The sequence below is a fragment of the Pseudobdellovibrio sp. HCB154 genome (assembly GCF_046267985.1).
In the GTDB taxonomy this organism is placed as follows: Bacteria; Bdellovibrionota; Bdellovibrionia; order Bdellovibrionales; family Bdellovibrionaceae; genus Pseudobdellovibrio.
Map to the genome: position 1 here is coordinate 740,441 of NZ_CP176530.1, position 17,823 is coordinate 758,263.

Annotated in this window: 15 protein-coding genes; 12 read left to right on the top strand and 3 right to left on the bottom strand. The window is 39.8% G+C overall.

Going from position 1 to position 17,823, the window contains the following annotated elements:
- Window position 1: 1 nt before the first annotated feature.
- Window positions 2-1,315 (top strand): ABC transporter permease, encoded by a 1,314-nt coding sequence (locus ACKWCF_RS03775; RefSeq protein WP_409479363.1) that lies wholly within the window; start codon window positions 2-4, stop codon window positions 1,313-1,315.
- Complete coding sequence (locus tag ACKWCF_RS03780) at window positions 1,308-2,558, top strand: hypothetical protein (protein WP_409479364.1); 1,251 nt, start codon at window positions 1,308-1,310, stop codon at window positions 2,556-2,558. The genes ACKWCF_RS03775 and ACKWCF_RS03780 overlap by 8 nt, the downstream gene beginning before the upstream one ends.
- Here the strand turns inward: ACKWCF_RS03780 and ACKWCF_RS03785 are convergent.
- Window positions 2,548-3,324, bottom strand: a complete 777-nt coding sequence (locus ACKWCF_RS03785) for an HAD family hydrolase (RefSeq protein WP_409479365.1) — start codon at window positions 3,322-3,324, stop codon at window positions 2,548-2,550. The genes ACKWCF_RS03780 and ACKWCF_RS03785 overlap by 11 nt on opposite strands.
- 95 nt (window positions 3,325-3,419) lie before the next feature.
- On the opposite strand from ACKWCF_RS03785, the gene topA reads away from it, so the two are divergent.
- The 4 genes from topA (at window position 3,420) to ACKWCF_RS03805 (ending at window position 9,910) form a co-directional block, all read left to right on the top strand.
- Complete coding sequence (gene topA, locus ACKWCF_RS03790) at window positions 3,420-6,119, top strand: type I DNA topoisomerase (RefSeq protein ID WP_409479366.1); 2,700 nt, start codon at window positions 3,420-3,422, stop codon at window positions 6,117-6,119.
- Between the two features lie 3 nt (window positions 6,120-6,122).
- Window positions 6,123-7,025: a hypothetical protein gene (locus tag ACKWCF_RS03795; RefSeq protein ID WP_409479367.1), complete on the top strand. Its 903-nt coding sequence runs from the start codon at window positions 6,123-6,125 to the stop codon at window positions 7,023-7,025.
- Between the two features lie 195 nt (window positions 7,026-7,220).
- Complete coding sequence (locus ACKWCF_RS03800) at window positions 7,221-9,248, top strand: carboxy terminal-processing peptidase (protein WP_409479368.1); 2,028 nt, start codon at window positions 7,221-7,223, stop codon at window positions 9,246-9,248.
- Between the two features lie 80 nt (window positions 9,249-9,328).
- The gene (locus ACKWCF_RS03805) at window positions 9,329-9,910 is read left to right on the top strand and encodes an NAD(P)H-dependent oxidoreductase (protein WP_409479369.1); all 582 of its coding nucleotides are present in this window, start codon (window positions 9,329-9,331) and stop codon (window positions 9,908-9,910) included.
- Between the two features lie 69 nt (window positions 9,911-9,979).
- Here ACKWCF_RS03805 and htpX read toward each other — a convergent pair whose 3' ends face one another.
- Window positions 9,980-10,861: a protease HtpX gene (gene htpX, locus ACKWCF_RS03810; RefSeq protein WP_409479370.1), complete on the bottom strand. Its 882-nt coding sequence runs from the start codon at window positions 10,859-10,861 to the stop codon at window positions 9,980-9,982.
- 265 nt (window positions 10,862-11,126) lie between these two features.
- Between htpX and ACKWCF_RS03815 the strand changes: the two genes are divergently transcribed.
- Genes ACKWCF_RS03815 through ACKWCF_RS03840 form a run of 6 tightly spaced genes read left to right on the top strand, consistent with a single transcriptional unit; the run spans window position 11,127 to window position 17,031 of the window.
- Complete coding sequence (locus ACKWCF_RS03815) at window positions 11,127-12,230, top strand: thiamine pyrophosphate-dependent dehydrogenase E1 component subunit alpha (protein WP_409479371.1); 1,104 nt, start codon at window positions 11,127-11,129, stop codon at window positions 12,228-12,230.
- On the top strand, window positions 12,230-13,285 hold the full coding sequence (locus ACKWCF_RS03820) for an alpha-ketoacid dehydrogenase subunit beta (protein ID WP_409479372.1): 1,056 nt from the start codon (window positions 12,230-12,232) through the stop codon (window positions 13,283-13,285). Before ACKWCF_RS03815 ends, ACKWCF_RS03820 begins: the two co-directional genes overlap by 1 nt.
- Before the next feature lie 8 nt (window positions 13,286-13,293).
- Complete coding sequence (locus ACKWCF_RS03825; protein WP_409479373.1) at window positions 13,294-14,133, top strand: class I SAM-dependent methyltransferase; 840 nt, start codon at window positions 13,294-13,296, stop codon at window positions 14,131-14,133.
- Window positions 14,133-14,507 (top strand): dihydroneopterin aldolase, encoded by a 375-nt coding sequence (locus ACKWCF_RS03830; protein ID WP_409479374.1) that lies wholly within the window; start codon window positions 14,133-14,135, stop codon window positions 14,505-14,507. Before ACKWCF_RS03825 ends, ACKWCF_RS03830 begins: the two co-directional genes overlap by 1 nt.
- Window positions 14,489-15,778 (top strand): dihydropteroate synthase, encoded by a 1,290-nt coding sequence (gene folP / locus ACKWCF_RS03835; protein WP_409479375.1) that lies wholly within the window; start codon window positions 14,489-14,491, stop codon window positions 15,776-15,778. The genes ACKWCF_RS03830 and folP overlap by 19 nt, the downstream gene beginning before the upstream one ends.
- Entirely contained in the window at window positions 15,775-17,031 is a 1,257-nt protein-coding gene (locus ACKWCF_RS03840; RefSeq protein ID WP_409479376.1) for a bifunctional folylpolyglutamate synthase/dihydrofolate synthase, read from the top strand. The genes folP and ACKWCF_RS03840 overlap by 4 nt, the downstream gene beginning before the upstream one ends.
- Here the strand turns inward: ACKWCF_RS03840 and ACKWCF_RS03845 are convergent.
- Window positions 17,024-17,746 (bottom strand): helix-turn-helix domain-containing protein, encoded by a 723-nt coding sequence (locus ACKWCF_RS03845; RefSeq protein WP_409479377.1) that lies wholly within the window; start codon window positions 17,744-17,746, stop codon window positions 17,024-17,026. The genes ACKWCF_RS03840 and ACKWCF_RS03845 overlap by 8 nt on opposite strands.
- Window positions 17,747-17,823 lie beyond the last annotated feature (77 nt).

The following is a 17,823-nucleotide window of genomic DNA, read 5'->3' on the forward strand; positions in this document are numbered from 1 at the left end:
AATGTTAATTAAGATCGCTTTTCGTAACACTTTGAAGAACTGGCGCCATTCGATTTCGGCGTTATTAAGCTTATCGGCTTCATTTGTTTCTTTGGTGTTGTTTGATGGTTACATCGACGATGTAAAGGCGATGTATATCGATAATTTTCAGCATCGTCAGATGTTGGGTGATATTATTATTGAACATAAAGATCAGTATTCAAAAGAGGGCGTTACAAACCCTTGGGATTTCTGGATTACGAAAGAAGATCAGGATTATATTTTACAAAAAGTAAAAGCTGATCCGGTAAAAGCGCCTCATGTTGTTCGTAATCTGAACTTTCAAGGTATGATCACCAATGGCGTGCAGTCGCAGATTTTACTAGGCCGTGGTTATGATTTAGTTGACGGTGAAAAATTGCGCGGAAAAAACTGGTCATGGAATGTGACTTACGGCACACCGCTAGATCGTCAAGAGACACCGTTTGTGGGAGCTTTAGGACAAGGTCTGGCGCGAAAGCTTGCGTGTACTTGGGTGAAAGATCCAAACACCTTAACTTTTTACGGTGGCTATGCAGAAGTTGATAAGCCTTTTGAGTGTTTAACTAAAGATTTACAGATTTCTACAACTACAGTCGATGGTCAGTTAAATGCCGTAGATCTTGCGGCCGTGGCGTTGATGGATGCTGGTTATAAAGATGTCGATGATCGTTATATTCAGACATCACTTGAAGCTGCGCAAACTTTAATGAACACCGATAAAGTGAGCTTTATCACTTTAGAAGTTCCTGGTAGGTCGGTTTATTCGATTGTGGACTATATCAATAACACGATTTTAAAAGATAAACCTTACTTGCAAGCGCAGCGCTGGCAAGATCACCGCTTAGGTGAGATGTACACCAAGACCATGGATTTTCTTTCGATCTTTAGAAACTTCGTGGTGATTGTAATAGTGATTGTTTCAACGTTGTCAGTTCTAAACACGATGGTGAAGTTAGTTAAAGAAAGAACACGCGAAATCGGAACTATGCGCAGTATCGGTTTTTTACCACAGCAAGTGGTTAAAATGTTTTTCTTAGAAAGTTTATTTTTATCTATTATGGGAACCGGGGTGGGGGCCGTGATGGCCGTCATTCTCACTGTGGGGTTTAATTCAGTTAAGATTTTATATAAAGGTGGCATTTTATCTGAGCCTGTCGCTTTTAGAATCGCTTTTTATTCTGAAGCTTACATTGCTGCCTTTCTTTTATTACTTTCAGTAGGAACAATTGCGACGTACTTTGCGACACGACAAATTATTCGCAGCAAAATTATCGATAACTTAACTTATGTGTAAATGGCTTTCTGTCTTATCACTTTTACTTCCGTTATCAGCGTTGGCGCAAAACGTGGAGTTTGGCTTTAGTTATGAAGCGTATTTATTTGGTGAGCAGCGTGATTACGCGGATTCAATTATTAATATCGGCAATGAAGTTTTAAATATTCCTGAAACCGGTGTGTTTTTAGATCAGCGGGCTGAATTTAAGTGGTTAATTAACGATGCAAAAATTATTTTTCGTCCAAGGATAGTGTCGTACCAGCAAAACTATAAAACCGAGACAACTTTAAAAAATGAATCTAAAAGCGACACTGACTTAAATCTTACTGATGCTTTTTATGAGCAATATATCACTGATCGTATTTTTACGACGGTAGGGCTTCAGGTTTACCAATGGGGACCGGCTGAAATTTTAAATCCATCAAATCCGTTCTTTCATTTTAATACCGATCAAAGAAGTTTAGTGTACAAAGAAAAAGGTAAAGCCTTACTTCGTTTAAACTGGAATGCCAAATCAGATTACAATTTTGTTTTTATGGTAGAGCCTGTTTCAAATAACGAGGCTCACTGGATTGCCGAAGAAAAGTTTAAACCTCAATTGGCCGGAAAGTTTGAAACCGCTTGGGCTGGGACAAGAAATTTCTTGGGCCTGGCATTTGGTATTCCAGATAACGCTGATTTTTTTATCGGTGAATATTTTCAATACGAGTTTACTGAAGGTGTAAGTATTTACGCTGATGCTAAACACAGTGCTAATAATTTATTTTACGAGCCGCAGGCTGAAGGTGTATTTCAGCGCATGCTTCCGAGTGATCAAGATGGCACGATGTCGACTTTAGCGGTCGCCGGATTTCGTTACGAAGATAACTTTGATGCAAGACTTGAGTATATTTACAATTCAGCAGGCTATGATCAGCAAAAGTTTGATCAAGCACTTTTAGCTTCATCGCAACTTTCACCTTACTTAGTTGATAACATCAAACGTTTTCAAAAATCTGGTTTAGAGCTTCTATCGCAAAATTATGTGTATTTCTCGTTACGCAAAACAGATCCCCTTGAAATTAAAGATTTAAGTTTATTCTTTCGTTCTTTAACATCGCTTATGGATAGTTCGGGTGTTGAACAATTTGAGTTCGATAAATCAGTGCTTGATTGGATGAACGTGTTTGGTCAGTATTCGGCTTTTCGCGGCGAACAAGATAGCGAATTTAAACTTCTTGATGACTGGAAGGCTTCAGTCGGCCTTAAAGCTATTTATTAGAAATAATTTTTTCAACGATTTCACAAAAACCGCGACCTGATTCAGAAGGCGCTACATAGGCTGGCAAATGTTTCATTTGGGATGTGAAATCACGCACGTTCGCGACGCCAAAAGTGTACTTAAAATTCTCAAATAATGGCTCATCGTTTGGCGAATCACCGACGTAAGCGCACTGTTCAAGAATTTGTGCTTCGTTTAATCCGAATTCTTTTTGTAATAAAAGTTTAGCTGTTGTGACTTTGTTAAAGGCACCAAACCAGCCATTGACGTGAATTGAACTGACTTTAGCCGTTGCGCCATGCGCTTTAAAAATCGCCACTATTTCGCGAATTTCTTCGTCTGAAAGGCGAGGGATGTCTTCACAAAAATCGACAGCTAAATCGTAAATGCGGCAGAATTGGTCTGCTGAAATTGCAGCTTTAGGAACTTTCTGTTTAATTTCTGCAGCGATCACTTGCAGTTTTTTTTGATTTTCTACCAGTGTTGCATCATTAGCAAAATTCCAGCGGAACATTTTTCTTTCGTGATATCGGTAATATAGCCCACCGTTTTCGCCAATCACGGCATCCACAGGCCAGAAGCGGGCGATCATGTCGCACCATCCAGCAGGGCGGCCAGTGACAGGAATAACCTTGATACCGTGCTGCTTCAATTTTGCTAAGGCAGCGTAAGATTCCGCTGTAAGCTGGCCATTCGTCGTGATCGTGTCATCGATGTCGGTTAACAGAAACTGGATTTTTGTCGTGAATTCTGAAATGGGTTTCATGTTCTGCCTTTAGCTGCTTCGGAAAAAGAGGTTGTTTTTTCTACGCGGTCACTACATATAATATAGACACTCTATCATAAAGGATACAACACACAATGGCTAAAAAAGCTGCAGCAGCATCAAGCGCTTCCTCGAGTGACTCATTAGGTTCCGGAACAAAGTTAGTGATTGTCGAGTCACCCACCAAAGCCAAAACAATTCGTAAATTTTTAGGTAAAGATTTTATCGTTGAATCTTGTATGGGCCACGTGCGTGATCTTCCACAATCTTCAAAAGATATTCCTGAAAAAGTTAAAAAAGAAAAATGGGCTCAGCTGGGTGTGAACGTTGATAAAAATTTCGAACCTTTGTATTGCATTCCGAAAGATAAAACAAAAGTTATCAAAAATTTAAAAGACAAACTTGAAGAAGCCGATGTGCTGTATCTCGCAACCGATGAAGACCGCGAGGGAGAATCAATCAGCTGGCACTTACAAGAAGTTTTAAAACCGCGCATTCCAACTAAACGCATGGTGTTTCATGAGATCACAAAAGAAGCGATTCAAAAATCTTTAAGCCAAACAAGAGAGATCGATTACAACCTGGTTCGTGCCCAAGAAGCACGCCGTATCTTAGACCGTTTAGTGGGTTATACAATTTCTCCACTACTTTGGAAAAAAGTAGCTTACGGTTTATCTGCGGGTCGCGTGCAATCAGTAGCGGTTCGTTTGATCGTAGAGCGTGAAAAAGAACGCATTCGTTTTAAAAAATCTAATTACTACGGCTTAACTGCGTACCTTGATAAAGGTGGCGAAAGTTTTGAAGCCAAACTTTTAACTGTAGATCAGAAGCGTGTAGCGACTGGTAAGGACTTCGATGGTTTAACAGGTCAGCTGAACGCCGGAAAAGATTTATTAGTTTTAGATTCTAAAACAGCGCAAAGCTTAGCTTCGAAAGTTCAAGCTGCTCAATGGAAAGTGACAGAGGTTGAAGAAAAACCTGTTCACAGAAAACCCTATGCACCGTTTATCACTTCAACTTTACAACAAGAAGCCAATAGAAAACTTGGTATGAGTTCTAGAGAGACAATGCAAGTGGCGCAAAAACTTTACGAGCAAGGTTTTATCACTTACATGCGTACTGACTCGACATCGTTATCACAAGAAGCGATTCAAGCGGCTCGTACAGCGATCAGTGAAAAATACGGTAAAGAATATTTACCGGCGCAACCGAGACTTTACGACAATAAAAAAGTAAAAGGTGCACAAGAAGCCCATGAATGTATTCGTCCAGCAGGTACACACTTTCAAGATCCTGACGATACAGGCTTAACAGGTCCTCAAGCTAAACTTTATGAATTAATCTGGAAGCGTACGATGGCTTCGCAAATGACGGATTCTCGTCAAAAGCAAGTGTCGGCAAAACTTTCAGCAGACAACACGATCTTTAATGCCACAGGCACAACGATTGAGTTTCCAGGTTTCTTACGTGCTTACGTAGAAGGTTCTGATGATCCAGAAGCGGATTTAGAATCACGCGAAGTGCGCTTACCACAGTTAAAACAAAATGATTCTGTGAAACCACAGAAAATGGAACCAACAGCGCACGAAACAAAACCACCAGCGCGTTTTACCGAGGCCTCTTTAGTTCAAACAATGGAAAAAGAAGGTATCGGCCGTCCATCAACTTACGCTTCTGTTATCGGAACAATTATTGATCGTGGTTATGTTAAAAAAATGGGAAATGCTTTAATTCCAACATTTACCGCGATGGTTGTATCTAAACTTTTAGCGAATCACTTAACTCAATATGTGGATTTAGGTTTTACATCTGAGATGGAAAATTCTTTAGATGAAATCGCTGATGGAGAATTAGATTGGGAAAGTTATTTAGCTAGTGTTTATCACGGCAAAAAAGGTTTACGCTCGTTAGTGGCTGAAGAAGAAGGAAATATTAATCCTGAAGAAGCGCGCACAATTAAACTTGATGGTTTAGATAAGTACGAATTCCACGTTGGTAAATACGGCGCTTATGTAAAAACACAAAGAGGCGAAGAGTCTTTCAGTGCTTCAATTCCAGATGCAGAAGCTCCGGCTGATGTAACTTCAGATACGATTGAAAAATTAATTGAGCAAAAAATTAAAGGTGCTGACTCATTAGGTGTTGATCCTAAAACCGGTAAGAAAATTTATGTTCTTAACGGACGTTACGGTGCCTATGTTCAGTTAGGTGAGAACGATGATGAAGAAATCAAACGTTCAACTTTACCTCCTGGAATGGATCCGACAGCTGTTAATTACGAGATGGCTTTAGAGATTTTAGCACTTCCTAAATCGTTAGGAACAAATCCTGGTAACGGCAAAGATATCAAAGCTGGCGTTGGCCGTTTTGGTCCTTATGTGGTTTGTGATGGTGATTACCGTTCAATTCCGAAAACAGAATCAGTTTTCACAATGAATTTAGAAAAAGCTTTAGCTCTATTTGCGATTCCTAAAAAAGGGCGCGGTAAAGCGGCGGCTTTAAAAGAATTTGGTAAACATCCTCAATTTGATATTGAAGTGAGTTTATTTAATGGCCCTTACGGTCCCTACCTTAAAGCCGGTAAAACAAATGTTGGCTTACCAGAAGGTGTAACGGCTGATACGATCACTAAAGAGAAGGCTTTTGAGCTAATGAATGAGAAATTAGCCGAAGCTGGAACTAAAGGTAAAAAGGGCGCGAAAAAAGCGACAAAGACCCTAAAAAAAGCCGCTAAACCAGCCGAAAAAGCAGAAGCATTAGGCGTTAAAAAAGTTATTACCAAAAAGAAGAAGTAAACGATGTCGGACGAAACAAAAAAAGGCCAGCTTGAGCTGGGACAAACTAGATCGAAAGAGCCGGATAGAAATTTCCATCGCGGCGGTCGTAGTTTTTACTTTTTTGACTTCGACGACAACATCGCTTTTTTAACAACACCGCTAGTTTTGTTTCATAAAGAAACTAAAGAGGAATTACACTTATCATCTGCGGAATGGGCCTTACACCATTCTTCAATCGGCAAAAATGGTCCCTACGAACACTATGATATTTCATTTGACGACGCTGTCGGAACATTCAGACACTTTCGCGACGTGCAGATCGAAGAAGTAGAGCGTCAGCTGGGTAAAAAACAAAGCTTCGTGCAAGATGTGATGGTCGCCTTAGGTCATCCGGATGGGCAGTGGAAAGGGCCTTCGTGGGATTGTTTCTATCATGCAGTTTTTAATCAGCGCCCGATTTCGGTGATCACAGCACGCGGACATTCTGCTGAAACACTTCGTGCCGGGATTTATGAATTCGTAAAAAACGGACACTTACCATTAGAGCCAAATTATTTAAGTTTATTTGCCTGCAGTAACAAGCATGTTCGCCAAGGTTTTGGTGATCATGAATTTAAAATGTCGACAGCTGAGTTAAAACAAAAAGCCATTCGTGCTTCTGTTGAGCGTGCGATTGAAGTTTATGGATACAGCCCACACCACCGTTTTGGTATGAGTGATGATGATCCAAAGAATATTCAGCTGATTGTTGAAGAGATGACTCGACTTAAGTCGCAGTATCCTGAGATGTCATTTTTCATGATTGAAACTCATGGTGGTGATTTCGTGAAGCACGAAATTTCGCAGCATGGCTTAACGACGCCACTTGTAAATGACGGCCTTGAGCAATTAGATCTGTTTGATCAGCTAGCTAAACGAAAATAGTTGAAATAAAAAGAGGCCAGAGGCCTACAAATAAACCGAATCACATTAAGACACATCCAACAACAGCTTAACATAATACTTGTTTGATCGTTCAGACGAAGGGCATAACTGCTAATATTGTCTGCATCTTTATCAAGAGTAGGTCTATAATAACCGTTAGTATATTGTACTAAACAGTTAAGGAAGCACTTACCTATGAAATCACACAAGTATATATTGGCAGCCGCAGCGGCTCTGGCATTTTCGTTTTCACAACCAGAAGCTAAAGCGCAAATCTTTGATTTTAACAAATCTCTGGATTGTAACTGGGTAGATCCGATTCAATCAGCGTATTTAGCAAATCACTTAACTTACAAAAGCGAAGATGCTGAATTACAAAAACGTGTTGTTGAGCAATACATCAAACGCCAAGATCCGGCAAAAATTTATTTACTTCAAGCTGATGTTGATTCAATCAAAACATCAATGAAAAATCTTTTTGAAAATTTAAAGAAGAAAGATTGTAAATTTATCGGTTCGATCCAGGACACAGTTGTTAAACGTGCCGGTGAGCGTGTTGAGTTTGTTAAATCTTACTTAGGAAAAGATTTTAAATTCAATAAAGACACTGAGTTTGTTTACGATCCAGACAAAAAAGATTTTCCAAAAACACAAAAAGATGCTGAAGAGTTCTTATCGAAATATATTCAATTTCAAATTGCGAACTACTTAGCAACTGATATCAAAATTGATGAAGCGAAAACTCGCGTTATCAAAAACTACGAAAGAAATTTAAAACGCTTAAAAGAAATCAAATATGACGACTTAGTAGCGAACTACTTAAACTCTTTCGCGTTAGCGTTAGATCCGCATTCATCTTTCTTTAGCAAAGACTACTATGAAGATTTTAACATCGACATGAAGTTAAAACTTGAAGGTATCGGTGCTACTCTTTCTCAAGAAGATGGTTTTACAACAATCGAAGCTTTAGTAACAGGTGGCGCAGCTGCGAAATCTGGTCAATTAGAGCCAAAAGATAAAATTGTTGCTGTAAGCAAAGGTGCTAAAATGGAAAATGTTGTCGACATGGAATTAAAAGATGTCGTTAAACTTATCCGTGGCCCTAAAGGTACAAAAGTAAAATTAACTATTTTACGTAAAGAAGGTTCTGGTAATAAAAAATTCGACGTAGAATTAACTCGTGAAGTTATTGCATTAGAAGACAATGCGATCACAATTTACTACCAAGATAAAGTGATCAATGGCGAAACGAAAAAAATCGGTATTATCAACTTTCCATCTTTCTATGCTGATAGCGGTAAAGGTGGTAAAACATCTTCTGCTGATATGAGAAAAGTATTAGCTGATGCAAGAGCTAAAAAAGCTGACGGTATCGTGATCGACTTATCAAACAATGGTGGTGGATCGCTTGATGACGCTGTCAAAATCGGTGGTATGTTCATTAAAACGGGTAACATTGTAAAACAATCTTCACGTCGTGGTGCTGAAACTCCGTTAGCTGACGTTGATGATAAAGTTGACTGGGATGGTCCAGTGGTTGTGTTAACATCACGTGTATCTGCTTCAGCTTCTGAAATTTTATCAGGTGCTTTAAAAGATTATAACCGCGCTGTGATCGTTGGTGGTGACCATACTTACGGTAAAGGTTCAATCCAAACAGTTCTTCCAATCCCGGGTGAATTGGGCGCTTTAAAAGTAACTATCGGTATGTTCTTTATTCCTGGTGGTTATTCAACGCAACATAAAGGTGTTGACGGCGATATCGTATTCCCGTCTCCGTTCCATGTGGATGACATTGGTGAAAAATCAATGGATTACTCTTTACCGCCTAAGAAAATCGATGCTTTCGTGTCTAAAGACGCGGTTGTTGAAAAAGGTGAGGGGCGCTGGGATTTCATTAAGCCAGATTGGATCAAAACTTTAAAAGTACGTTCTGAAGAGCGTATTTCTAAAAACGAAGAATTCAAAAAAATTACCGAGGAATTAGAAAAAACTAAAAAACTTGGTAAGACAATTAAAGTGGCTGAGATCGTAAAAGAAAAAGATAAAAACGAAAAAGAAAAAGCCAAAGTTAAAAAAGCTAACAAGTATGCTAATAAAGCTGAAAAAGAAAAAGAATACTTAAAACGCCCAGAGATCCAAGAAGCGGCGAATGTGTTAGGTGACTTAATCATCCTTGAAGAAGGAAAAGTAAAAGACCTAACTAAGTTAGAAAATAAATAATAAGTCTTAAATATTAAGATTTGAAAAGGAGAGCGAAAACTCTCCTTTTTTTATTTGGCTTATGTAATACTTTCTTCGTTATGAAAAAAAAGATTCTTATTCTTCAAGGCCATCCCGACAAACAAAGTTTTAACCACGCGCTTCATGCCGCCTATAAAAAAGGGGCATTGCAAGCTGGCGCACAAGTCGAAGAAATTTTCGTCGGTGATTTAGATTTTAAATTAAACCTGCAGCACGGTTACCGTCAGCGCACAGATTTAGAGCCGTGTCTTTTGGATGCACAAAAGAAAATTACATGGGCTGATCATATCGTGGTGATTTATCCAGTGTGGTGGGGTGCTGTGCCTGCGGTACTTAAAGGTTTTTTTGATCGCGTGTTATTGCCAGGTTTTGCATTTAAAAAACGCGAAAACTCAGTTTGGTGGGATAAATTATTAACCGGAAAGACCGCGCGTATTATTTCAACGATGGATCAACCACCATGGTATTATTATTTAGTTTATAGTTCACCCTCAGACCGAGCGGTGAAAAAACTAACGTTAGAATTTTGTGGTGTGAAACCTGTGAAATTGACGTCGATCGGGCCGGTTCGGCTTTCAAAAGAAACATTTCGTAAAAACTGGTTAGATAAGGTTGAAGCTTTAGGGCTCAAACAATACTAATCAGAAATTGTGAGAATAAAAAAAGGAGAGTTTTCACTCTCCTTTTTCATTTCAATCTGTAATTTAAAATTAGCCAGCTTGTAATTTAGCGATACGATCTTCTAAGCGCGGGTGTGTGCTTAGTAATGATAAAAGTTTAGATCTGCGGTCTGCAATTTGAAACGTTGCAAGAGGTTGCTCGGCAGGAACCGGAGCAGTTTCTTGTTGTAAACGTTGTAATGCGCGAATCATTTTATCTTTACCACCTAAAGCGGCTCCACCAGCATCAGCGCGGTACTCACGGTAACGTGAGAACGCAGCAACTACGAACATACCTAAGATGTTAAATAAAATATCTAAAATGATTGTTGAGATCATTCTTACAACGTGAGCGCTTTCTTCTTTAACTTGCGTAGATAAGATATGACCAATCACGCGGGCTAAGAACATACCGAACGCATTCACTACACCTTGAACAAGAGTCATTGTCACCATGTCACCGTTAGCAACGTGGGCGATCTCGTGCGCTAGTACACCTTCAACTTCGTCTTTGTTCATTTTGCGCATTAACCCTGTAGAAACTGCAACTAGAGAATTAGAGCGGCTTGGGCCAGTGGCGAAAGCGTTCATTTCTTCACTTTGGAAAAAGCCGACTTCAGGCATTTTTGATAAATTTGCATTACGAGCCAAACGGTAAACCGTTTGAACTAACCATTGTGCCTCAGGTTCACGTGCATCTGGCTCGACGATTTCAACACCCATCATCATTTTTGCCATGAATTTCGACAACATTAACGAAATAAAAGCACCACCAAAACCCCAAACCAAACAGAAAGCCATTAAAGAGCCATAGTTAATTCCGTATGATTGTAAGTAAGGCTGAACACCTAGAACATTAAGAATAATGTTAATAGTGATCATGATTAGGGCGTTAACTAAAATTAGCATCCCAAAACGCTTTAAAAAGTTCATTTTTCAATTCTCCTGCGCGTATAAATTAAACCGCGACTGTTAAACAATTGGCATACCTTCGGCATGACAAACTTACCATAAAGGTGAGTTCATATAGTTTAGAGTCAAGTCGGGTCCTACGCAATTGCAAACGGACTGAGCAAGCAATGCATTACGGGTCAGCCATAGGCTGATCAAAATGGCATGGTTCCAAATTGGTGCCGGACCGCTTTAAGACGCTTTTAAATGTGGTATAAAGTAAGCCTTTTTGTTATATTTTTTTCGCATGAAAAAAACGTCAGTTTCTTCTTCAAAAAAGTCTGCTTCAGCAAACAAAGCTTTGCTGATCAAAAAAACTAAAACTACAGAAAAAGCAAAAGCTCCCGCGAAAATTAATTTTGGCGGATTAAGCAAAGAACTTTTATTAACGATGCATTCACACATGGTGAAGTCGCGTGTTCTTGAAGAGCGCTTAATTAAAATCTACCGTGCCGGAGAATCTTTCTTCTGGATCGGTGGACCTGGTGAAGAAGCTTGGGGAGTTCCATTAGGAATGTTGGCTAAAAAAGGCCAAGGCCCTGAATATGATTATTTACATTTACACTACCGTTGTTCGCCAACATTAATCGCGATGGGTTTAGACATGACGGATTCAATCCGTTTAATGATGAATCGTGCGACTGACCCGAATACAGGTGGAAGAAACTTCTCAAACCACTTCGTGATTCCTAAGTGGAATATTGCGCCAGTAACTTCTCCGTTAGAAGTGCAATATCCAATCGCTTGCGGAACAGCCCACGTGCAAAAACGTACAGGCAAAAAAGCGATCACAATCGTAACAGGTGGTGATGCGGGTACGGCCGAAGGTGATTTCGCATCAAGCTTGATCTTAGCTTCACGCAAAGGCCAAGAATTACCGATGTTAATCACAGTACAAAATAACAAATGGGGTATTTCTACTTGTTATGATGGCCAACATGGCGAAACATTTATCGCTGATCGCGCACGTGCATTTAATATTAAATCACAAGTGATCAATGGTAATGACCCAGTTGAAGTTTACTTAACATTAAAAGAAGACATGGAATACATCCGCAAAACTGGAAAGCCAGCTTTTGTTGAAGCGATGGTTTCACGTTTATACGGTCACTCATCTGCATCGGGTGCAAATCCAATTCAAAATGAAGTTGATCCAGTCAAAGAATTTGAAATGAAACTTTTAAAAGCCGGATTATTAAAAGAATCTGAAGCTAAAGAAATCTGGGCAGCATTTGAAGCTGAGGGCGTGCGTGCGACTGAAACAGCACGTGCTGAAGGCGTACCAACTCCAGAAAGCATCTGGGAACACACTTATGTTGGTAGCGAAAACGCAGATTGGAGAAAATTCTAATGGCAAATATGGCTCAAGCCATTCGTATGGCTTTACATTACGCTGAAACAAACTACGATCTTAAAGATGTTTTCGGACAAGACGTGGGCGCACCATTAGGTGGCGTATTCACAGCAACTCAAGGTATTAAAACAGCGTGGAATTCACCGCTTGATGAACGTGGTATTATCGGTATGGCAATGGGCATCGCAATGGCTGGTGATAAATGTGTCGCTGAAATCCAATTCGCTGATTATATTTTCAATACAATCGATTTATTAAAAATCGCGGGTAACACTTTATGGTGTACAAACGGTCAGTACAATTTACCAATGACTGTGATGACTCCGGTAGGTGCTGGTATTCGTGGTTCAGTTTATCACTCACACTCATTCGATGCTTGGGCTTCTCGCTTAGCAGGATGGAAAGTGGTGATGCCATCTAATCCGTTAGATGCTTACGGTTTATTATTATCTTGTATCTTAGATCCGAACCCAACGATGTTCTTAAAGCCAAAAGCTTTAATGCGTGTACGTGGTGAAGAGTTAATTCCTGGTGAACCATCAGACGAAAAAGAATTAAAAAACATGATCGATGCACCAATTGGTGATCGCTCTAACTGGAAAGCGAACTGGCCAAAAATTCAAGAATACTTAGTGCCGTTCGGAAAAGGTAAGATCACACGAGTTGGTGACCAAATCACGGTTGTATCTTACGGACGTCATTTATTACTTTGTAACGAAGTGGCTGATCAATTAGCAGCTGAAGGTTACTCAGTCGAAGTGATCGACTTACGTTCTATTTACCCCTACGACTGGCAGATGATTAAATCTTCAGTTCAAAAAACAGGAAGATTCTTATGCGTGAATGAAGACACAGAAGTGACAAACTTCGGTGAGCATCTTTCTTACCGCGTAACTCAAGAATTATTTTATGAGTTGCAAGCTCGTCCACGCGTCATTGCCGGTAAACATGTTCCTGGTATCGGCTTACATCCGAACTTAGAAGATGCAAGCGTTCCACAGAAACATGAAATCGCAGAAGCGATTAAAGAAATTTGCGGCGAAATTCCGTAGGAAGATTTATGGCAAGGAAGAAGACATCATCTAAGACTCAGCAACCTCGTACTCGTAAACTTCCCTTTGATAAATATGATCTTTATTTAAATGCTGTACAGTCTCCGGAAGGGGATGTGCAGTTTTACCGCGATCGCTACAAAGAAATGTTTGGCGCACAAAAGGGTGGTTTAACTTTACGTGAAGACTTCTGTGCTGGTGGTGCTATTAGCTGCGAATGGGTAAAGCTTCACAAAGACAATACTTCTTGTGGTTTAGATCTTGATGAAGAGCCAATGAGCTATGGTCGCGCGAATTACATAGCTAAGCTTAAGCCTGAGCAACAAAAGCGTGTGGCTTTAATTAAAAAAAATGTGCTTGAAAAGGGATTGCCGAAGGCTCACATTGCAGCAGCGACAAATTTTTCTTATTACATCTTTAGAGATCGTAAAACGTTAACAGCTTACTTTAAAAATGTTTATTCATCTGTGCACAACAAAGGTTTATTCATCGTTGATATGTTCGGCGGTACAGCTTGTACGGATGCTTCTCAAGATAGAATTCCTATTAGAAGTGGATTTACTTACTACTGGGAACAAAAAGATTTTGATCCAGCAACAAACTACGCAAACTTTGGTATTCACTTTCGCTACAAAGGTAAAATGTATAAAAATGTTTTTACTTATGAATGGCGTATGTGGTCGATTCCAGAAATCAAAGAAATGATGCTTGAAGCCGGTTTTGATGATGTAGCTATTTACTGGGAAGGCTCTAAGCGTGATGGTTCTGGTAACGGTAAATTTGATCGTGTAACAGAGGGCGAAGCTTGTTTAAGCTGGATTGCTTATGTGATCGGAATTAAAAAATAATGAAACAAATTCTAAGAATTAATTCTTATGAAGTTTGGATGAGCTTGGGTGTGACCAAAGAAGAACAAGCCCAGCTTCAGCCTGTGCACTTTGATATTACTTTGCATTTTGAAAAATCGGTAAAAGGATCTGCAACTGATCATTTAGACGACGCGATTAATTACGCGGCTCTTGTAAGTCATATTAAGCAAGTGGCGACAGCTCGTTCGTTTAATTTGATTGAGAACCTTTGTTTCATTACCCACCAGCATTTAACGGACTGGGTAAGAAAACATGGCTTTGCCGGTGAACTTGTCACTGAGGCTACGAAAATGCGTCCTCCGGTGCCAGCACTGCAAGGTGGGGTCAAATTCACATGTCAAAGCTCTGTGTAGTATTAGGTCTTGGATCAAACATTGAGCCTGTTAAACATCTTCGTTTAGCTTTAAGTGAAATTAAAAAAATCTCGCAAGTCACTGTTGTTAATGTGGCTAGCATTTATGAGTCAGATGCTTTGTTGCCTGAAAATGCACCTGCTACCTGGAATAAGAAATACCTAAATTCAGCGGTTGAGTTAGAAGTTTCAAATTTTGAACCGTTTAAATTATTACAAGATATTAAAGCGATCGAGCATAAGTTAGGGCGCGCTAGCGGTGATCGTTGGGCACCGAGAAAAATTGATATCGATATTTTATGGGCGCAGGATTTTACTTTTCAAAGCGAAGCTTTAAATATTCCACACGCGCAGATTTTAAATCGTCCGTTTGCGTTGCTGCCTTTACTTGAGCTGCGTCCGGATTTTCCTTTTAATGTTCCGGATTGGATGCATCGTAAGCCGCATCCATTTCACACTGAAATTTCTAAAACCTATGTATGGCCTAAAATGGCGGGAATTTTAAATATCACTGAAGATTCGTTCTCTGGTGATGGGGTTTTGTTATCGCCGTTGAAACAATTAGGAAAGCTTTTAGATGATGGTGCTGAAATCATTGATATCGGTGCGGAATCAACGCGCCCGGGGGCTTTGATTGTCGATCCTGAGATTGAATACCAGCGTTTAGCTTCAACCTTAGACGCGGTTAATAAGTATAAAAAAGATTACGCGCGAGATTTTGAAATTTCGATTGATTCCCGTAAGCCGGAAGTGATGGCGCGTATATTAAACAACTACGGTGTTGATTATGTAAATGATGTTGAAGGTTTTCGGCAGCCTAAGATGCGTGAGCTTTTAAAGCTCACAGAGGCTAAGGCAATTTGTATGCATTCATTTTCAGTGCCTCCGGTAAAAACTGAAACAATTCCAGAAGGTGAAGACTTATGGAGTTATTTGACTGACTGGTGGGTAAAACAAAAAGAAATTTTTGCGCGAGAGAATATTTCGACCGAGCGAATGATCTTTGATCCGGGTATTGGTTTTGGCAAAACGCCCCAGCAAAGCGTTGATATTCTAAATTACCTGGAAGGATTTAGCGGAATTCGCGAGGAGATTTATTTAGGGTATTCACGCAAATCGTTTTTAAGTCTATTAACCGATAAACCAGCTGCAGAACGTGATCCAGAAACAGCTTTAGTGACTGAAGCCATCAATCAAGCCTATGCGCAGTATTTACGAGTGCACAACGTGGCACAGAATAAGCAGGCTTTAACAGAGCGGACTTTACTATGAGTACATTAGATTACCAAAACGTAGTTACAGCTTTAGAGGCATTAAACGTAATGCCTAAGACCATGCCTGGTTTAGAAAAACTAAAACAGGCTTTGCAACATAAGGCTTGGTACTTAAATTTAGCGCCGGAAAAAATTATTACTGTGGCGGGAACAAACGGTAAGGGGACGACCTGCGCTGCTTTGCAAACGCTTTTATTATCTGCCGGAAAAAAAGTAGGGCTTTATACGTCTCCGCATTTAATCACGACGACAGAGCGTATTCGTGTGAATGGTGAGCCGATCTCTGAAAAAGATTTTATTCAGCTTTATTTGGATAATCGTGACGTTATTCAGCAGTATGAGCTAACACATTTTGAAAGTTTAACGTTAATGGCCGCTGAATATTTTTTTGCTAAGAATGATTTAGATTATGTTATTTTCGAAGTGGGCTTAGGTGGAACCTATGATGCCACCAACGTTTTTCCGAACCGTTATTCGATTATTACTGCTTTAGCTATGGATCACCAAAATATTCTAGGTAACACCGTTTTAGAAATTGCTAAAAATAAATTCGGCATTATTAAGCACGGCTCTAAAGTCATACATCATCCCTTGCCTGCCGAAGTGTTCGCTTTATTTTCCGAAGTTTTAAGTGCTACGAACTCTCAGGCAATTGCTGCCGTGCCGGGAACCATTCATGCTGAAAAAGATTTTGAACCACATTGGTTTTTACAAACACCTTGGGGAAAAACCATGGTGAATATTCCAGGCCACAGAGCTTGTGAAAATATTATGACGGCTCTCACGATGTTTGAAGAGCTTGGTTATGAGCCGCAAGATCATTTGCATAGTTTAGAAAAAATCCCGTGGCAGGGCCGTATGCAAAAGATCAAATGGCCACATATGGAAGCTCCGGTTTATTTATCGGGTGACCATAATATCCAAGGGGTGCAAAGTTTAGTGCAGCTTCTGCAATCGTATGATTGGAATGAGTTGCATTTAGTTGTCGGCATCGGTCAGGATAAAGCGGCCGATGAAATGCTTCGTATGTTGTTTGCACTTCCGCGTTCAAAAGTTTATTTAACGATGACACCTTTTAAAGGCCGTGGGCTTATGGATTACCCGGATGAATACCGCACCAAAGCTGAAGATGAAAATGATAACGTCATAGAGTTATTAAATTCGCTCACGGCAAAGAAAAACGATATGGTTCTTGTGACTGGCTCACTTTATTTAGTGGGTCAGATTTTATCCGAGCTTAAACCTAGATAAATCCAGAATTAGCCACAGCAATCAGTGAACTGATCGGGGTTAAATCACGGTCAGCAAAGCGGTTTTTTTCTCGTTGGGAGAGGCGAGCAAACTCGTTCACCAGTTCATTTAAGCGGTCGTAGAACTGATTCTTTGATTTTTCACTTAAGCGTAAGTACGACAAGCGGTGCAGAGACTCGTTACTGTTCTTTTGGTTTAAAACTTTCTTCAAAGTATTTTCTGACCATTCATGGTTTAGTTTTTTAACTAAAGGGCCGTCGCTGGCCCAGCGAAATAAACCTTTGTGAACTGAAACGATTCTTTGGTTTTTTCCGATTTTAATCAGATCTAAATTTTCCAGCTTTAAAAGATTTTTTTGCAATTGATCAGCAGAAATCTTTTCTAATTTTTTAATAGTATCTAGCGGCTTTTCTTCAACCGCTAAAAACCAGTAAATACGAAAGAGCAGGTTGTTTTCAAAAAGGGCGCTTTCTTGTTTCGGACTTAGACGCACATTTTTAACCTCAGCTTCGTCAGCCAGTTGAAACAAATCAGCCAGGGAGAGGCCTAATAATCTTGTGATTTGTTCCACGCGTGTTAACGAAATATCTTTACCGGTTAAAAGTTTTTTGACTCCGGATTCACTCATCGCGAGCTCGTCCGCAAGTGTTTTGTAGGTGATTTTTTTTACCTTTAAAACCTTCTTTAATGTTGTAACCACATTGCTGTTCGTCATTCGTTGTTTCCTGTTTTGTCGCCTTTTCCAGGCCAAAAGTACCGTAATTAGGTACCTTTTATTCAAATATATAGAAA

Excerpts from the sequence above, each read along its gene's own strand:
- ACKWCF_RS03805 (WP_409479369.1), top strand. The coding sequence starts at position 9,329 with ATGAAAAAAAAGATTCTTATTCTTCAAGGCCATCCCGACAAACAAAGT.
- ACKWCF_RS03845 (WP_409479377.1), bottom strand. The coding sequence starts at position 17,746 with ATGACGAACAGCAATGTGGTTACAACATTAAAGAAGGTTTTAAAGGTA.
- ACKWCF_RS03815 (WP_409479371.1), top strand. The coding sequence starts at position 11,127 with ATGAAAAAAACGTCAGTTTCTTCTTCAAAAAAGTCTGCTTCAGCAAAC.
- ACKWCF_RS03785 (WP_409479365.1), bottom strand. The coding sequence starts at position 3,324 with ATGAAACCCATTTCAGAATTCACGACAAAAATCCAGTTTCTGTTAACC.
- ACKWCF_RS03775 (WP_409479363.1), top strand. The coding sequence starts at position 2 with ATGTTAATTAAGATCGCTTTTCGTAACACTTTGAAGAACTGGCGCCAT.
- ACKWCF_RS03820 (WP_409479372.1), top strand. The coding sequence starts at position 12,230 with ATGGCAAATATGGCTCAAGCCATTCGTATGGCTTTACATTACGCTGAA.
- topA (WP_409479366.1), top strand. The coding sequence starts at position 3,420 with ATGGCTAAAAAAGCTGCAGCAGCATCAAGCGCTTCCTCGAGTGACTCA.
- ACKWCF_RS03780 (WP_409479364.1), top strand. The coding sequence starts at position 1,308 with ATGTGTAAATGGCTTTCTGTCTTATCACTTTTACTTCCGTTATCAGCG.
- ACKWCF_RS03830 (WP_409479374.1), top strand. The coding sequence starts at position 14,133 with ATGAAACAAATTCTAAGAATTAATTCTTATGAAGTTTGGATGAGCTTG.
- ACKWCF_RS03840 (WP_409479376.1), top strand. The coding sequence starts at position 15,775 with ATGAGTACATTAGATTACCAAAACGTAGTTACAGCTTTAGAGGCATTA.
- htpX (WP_409479370.1), bottom strand. The coding sequence starts at position 10,861 with ATGAACTTTTTAAAGCGTTTTGGGATGCTAATTTTAGTTAACGCCCTA.
- ACKWCF_RS03825 (WP_409479373.1), top strand. The coding sequence starts at position 13,294 with ATGGCAAGGAAGAAGACATCATCTAAGACTCAGCAACCTCGTACTCGT.
- folP (WP_409479375.1), top strand. The coding sequence starts at position 14,489 with ATGTCAAAGCTCTGTGTAGTATTAGGTCTTGGATCAAACATTGAGCCT.
- ACKWCF_RS03795 (WP_409479367.1), top strand. The coding sequence starts at position 6,123 with ATGTCGGACGAAACAAAAAAAGGCCAGCTTGAGCTGGGACAAACTAGA.
- ACKWCF_RS03800 (WP_409479368.1), top strand. The coding sequence starts at position 7,221 with ATGAAATCACACAAGTATATATTGGCAGCCGCAGCGGCTCTGGCATTT.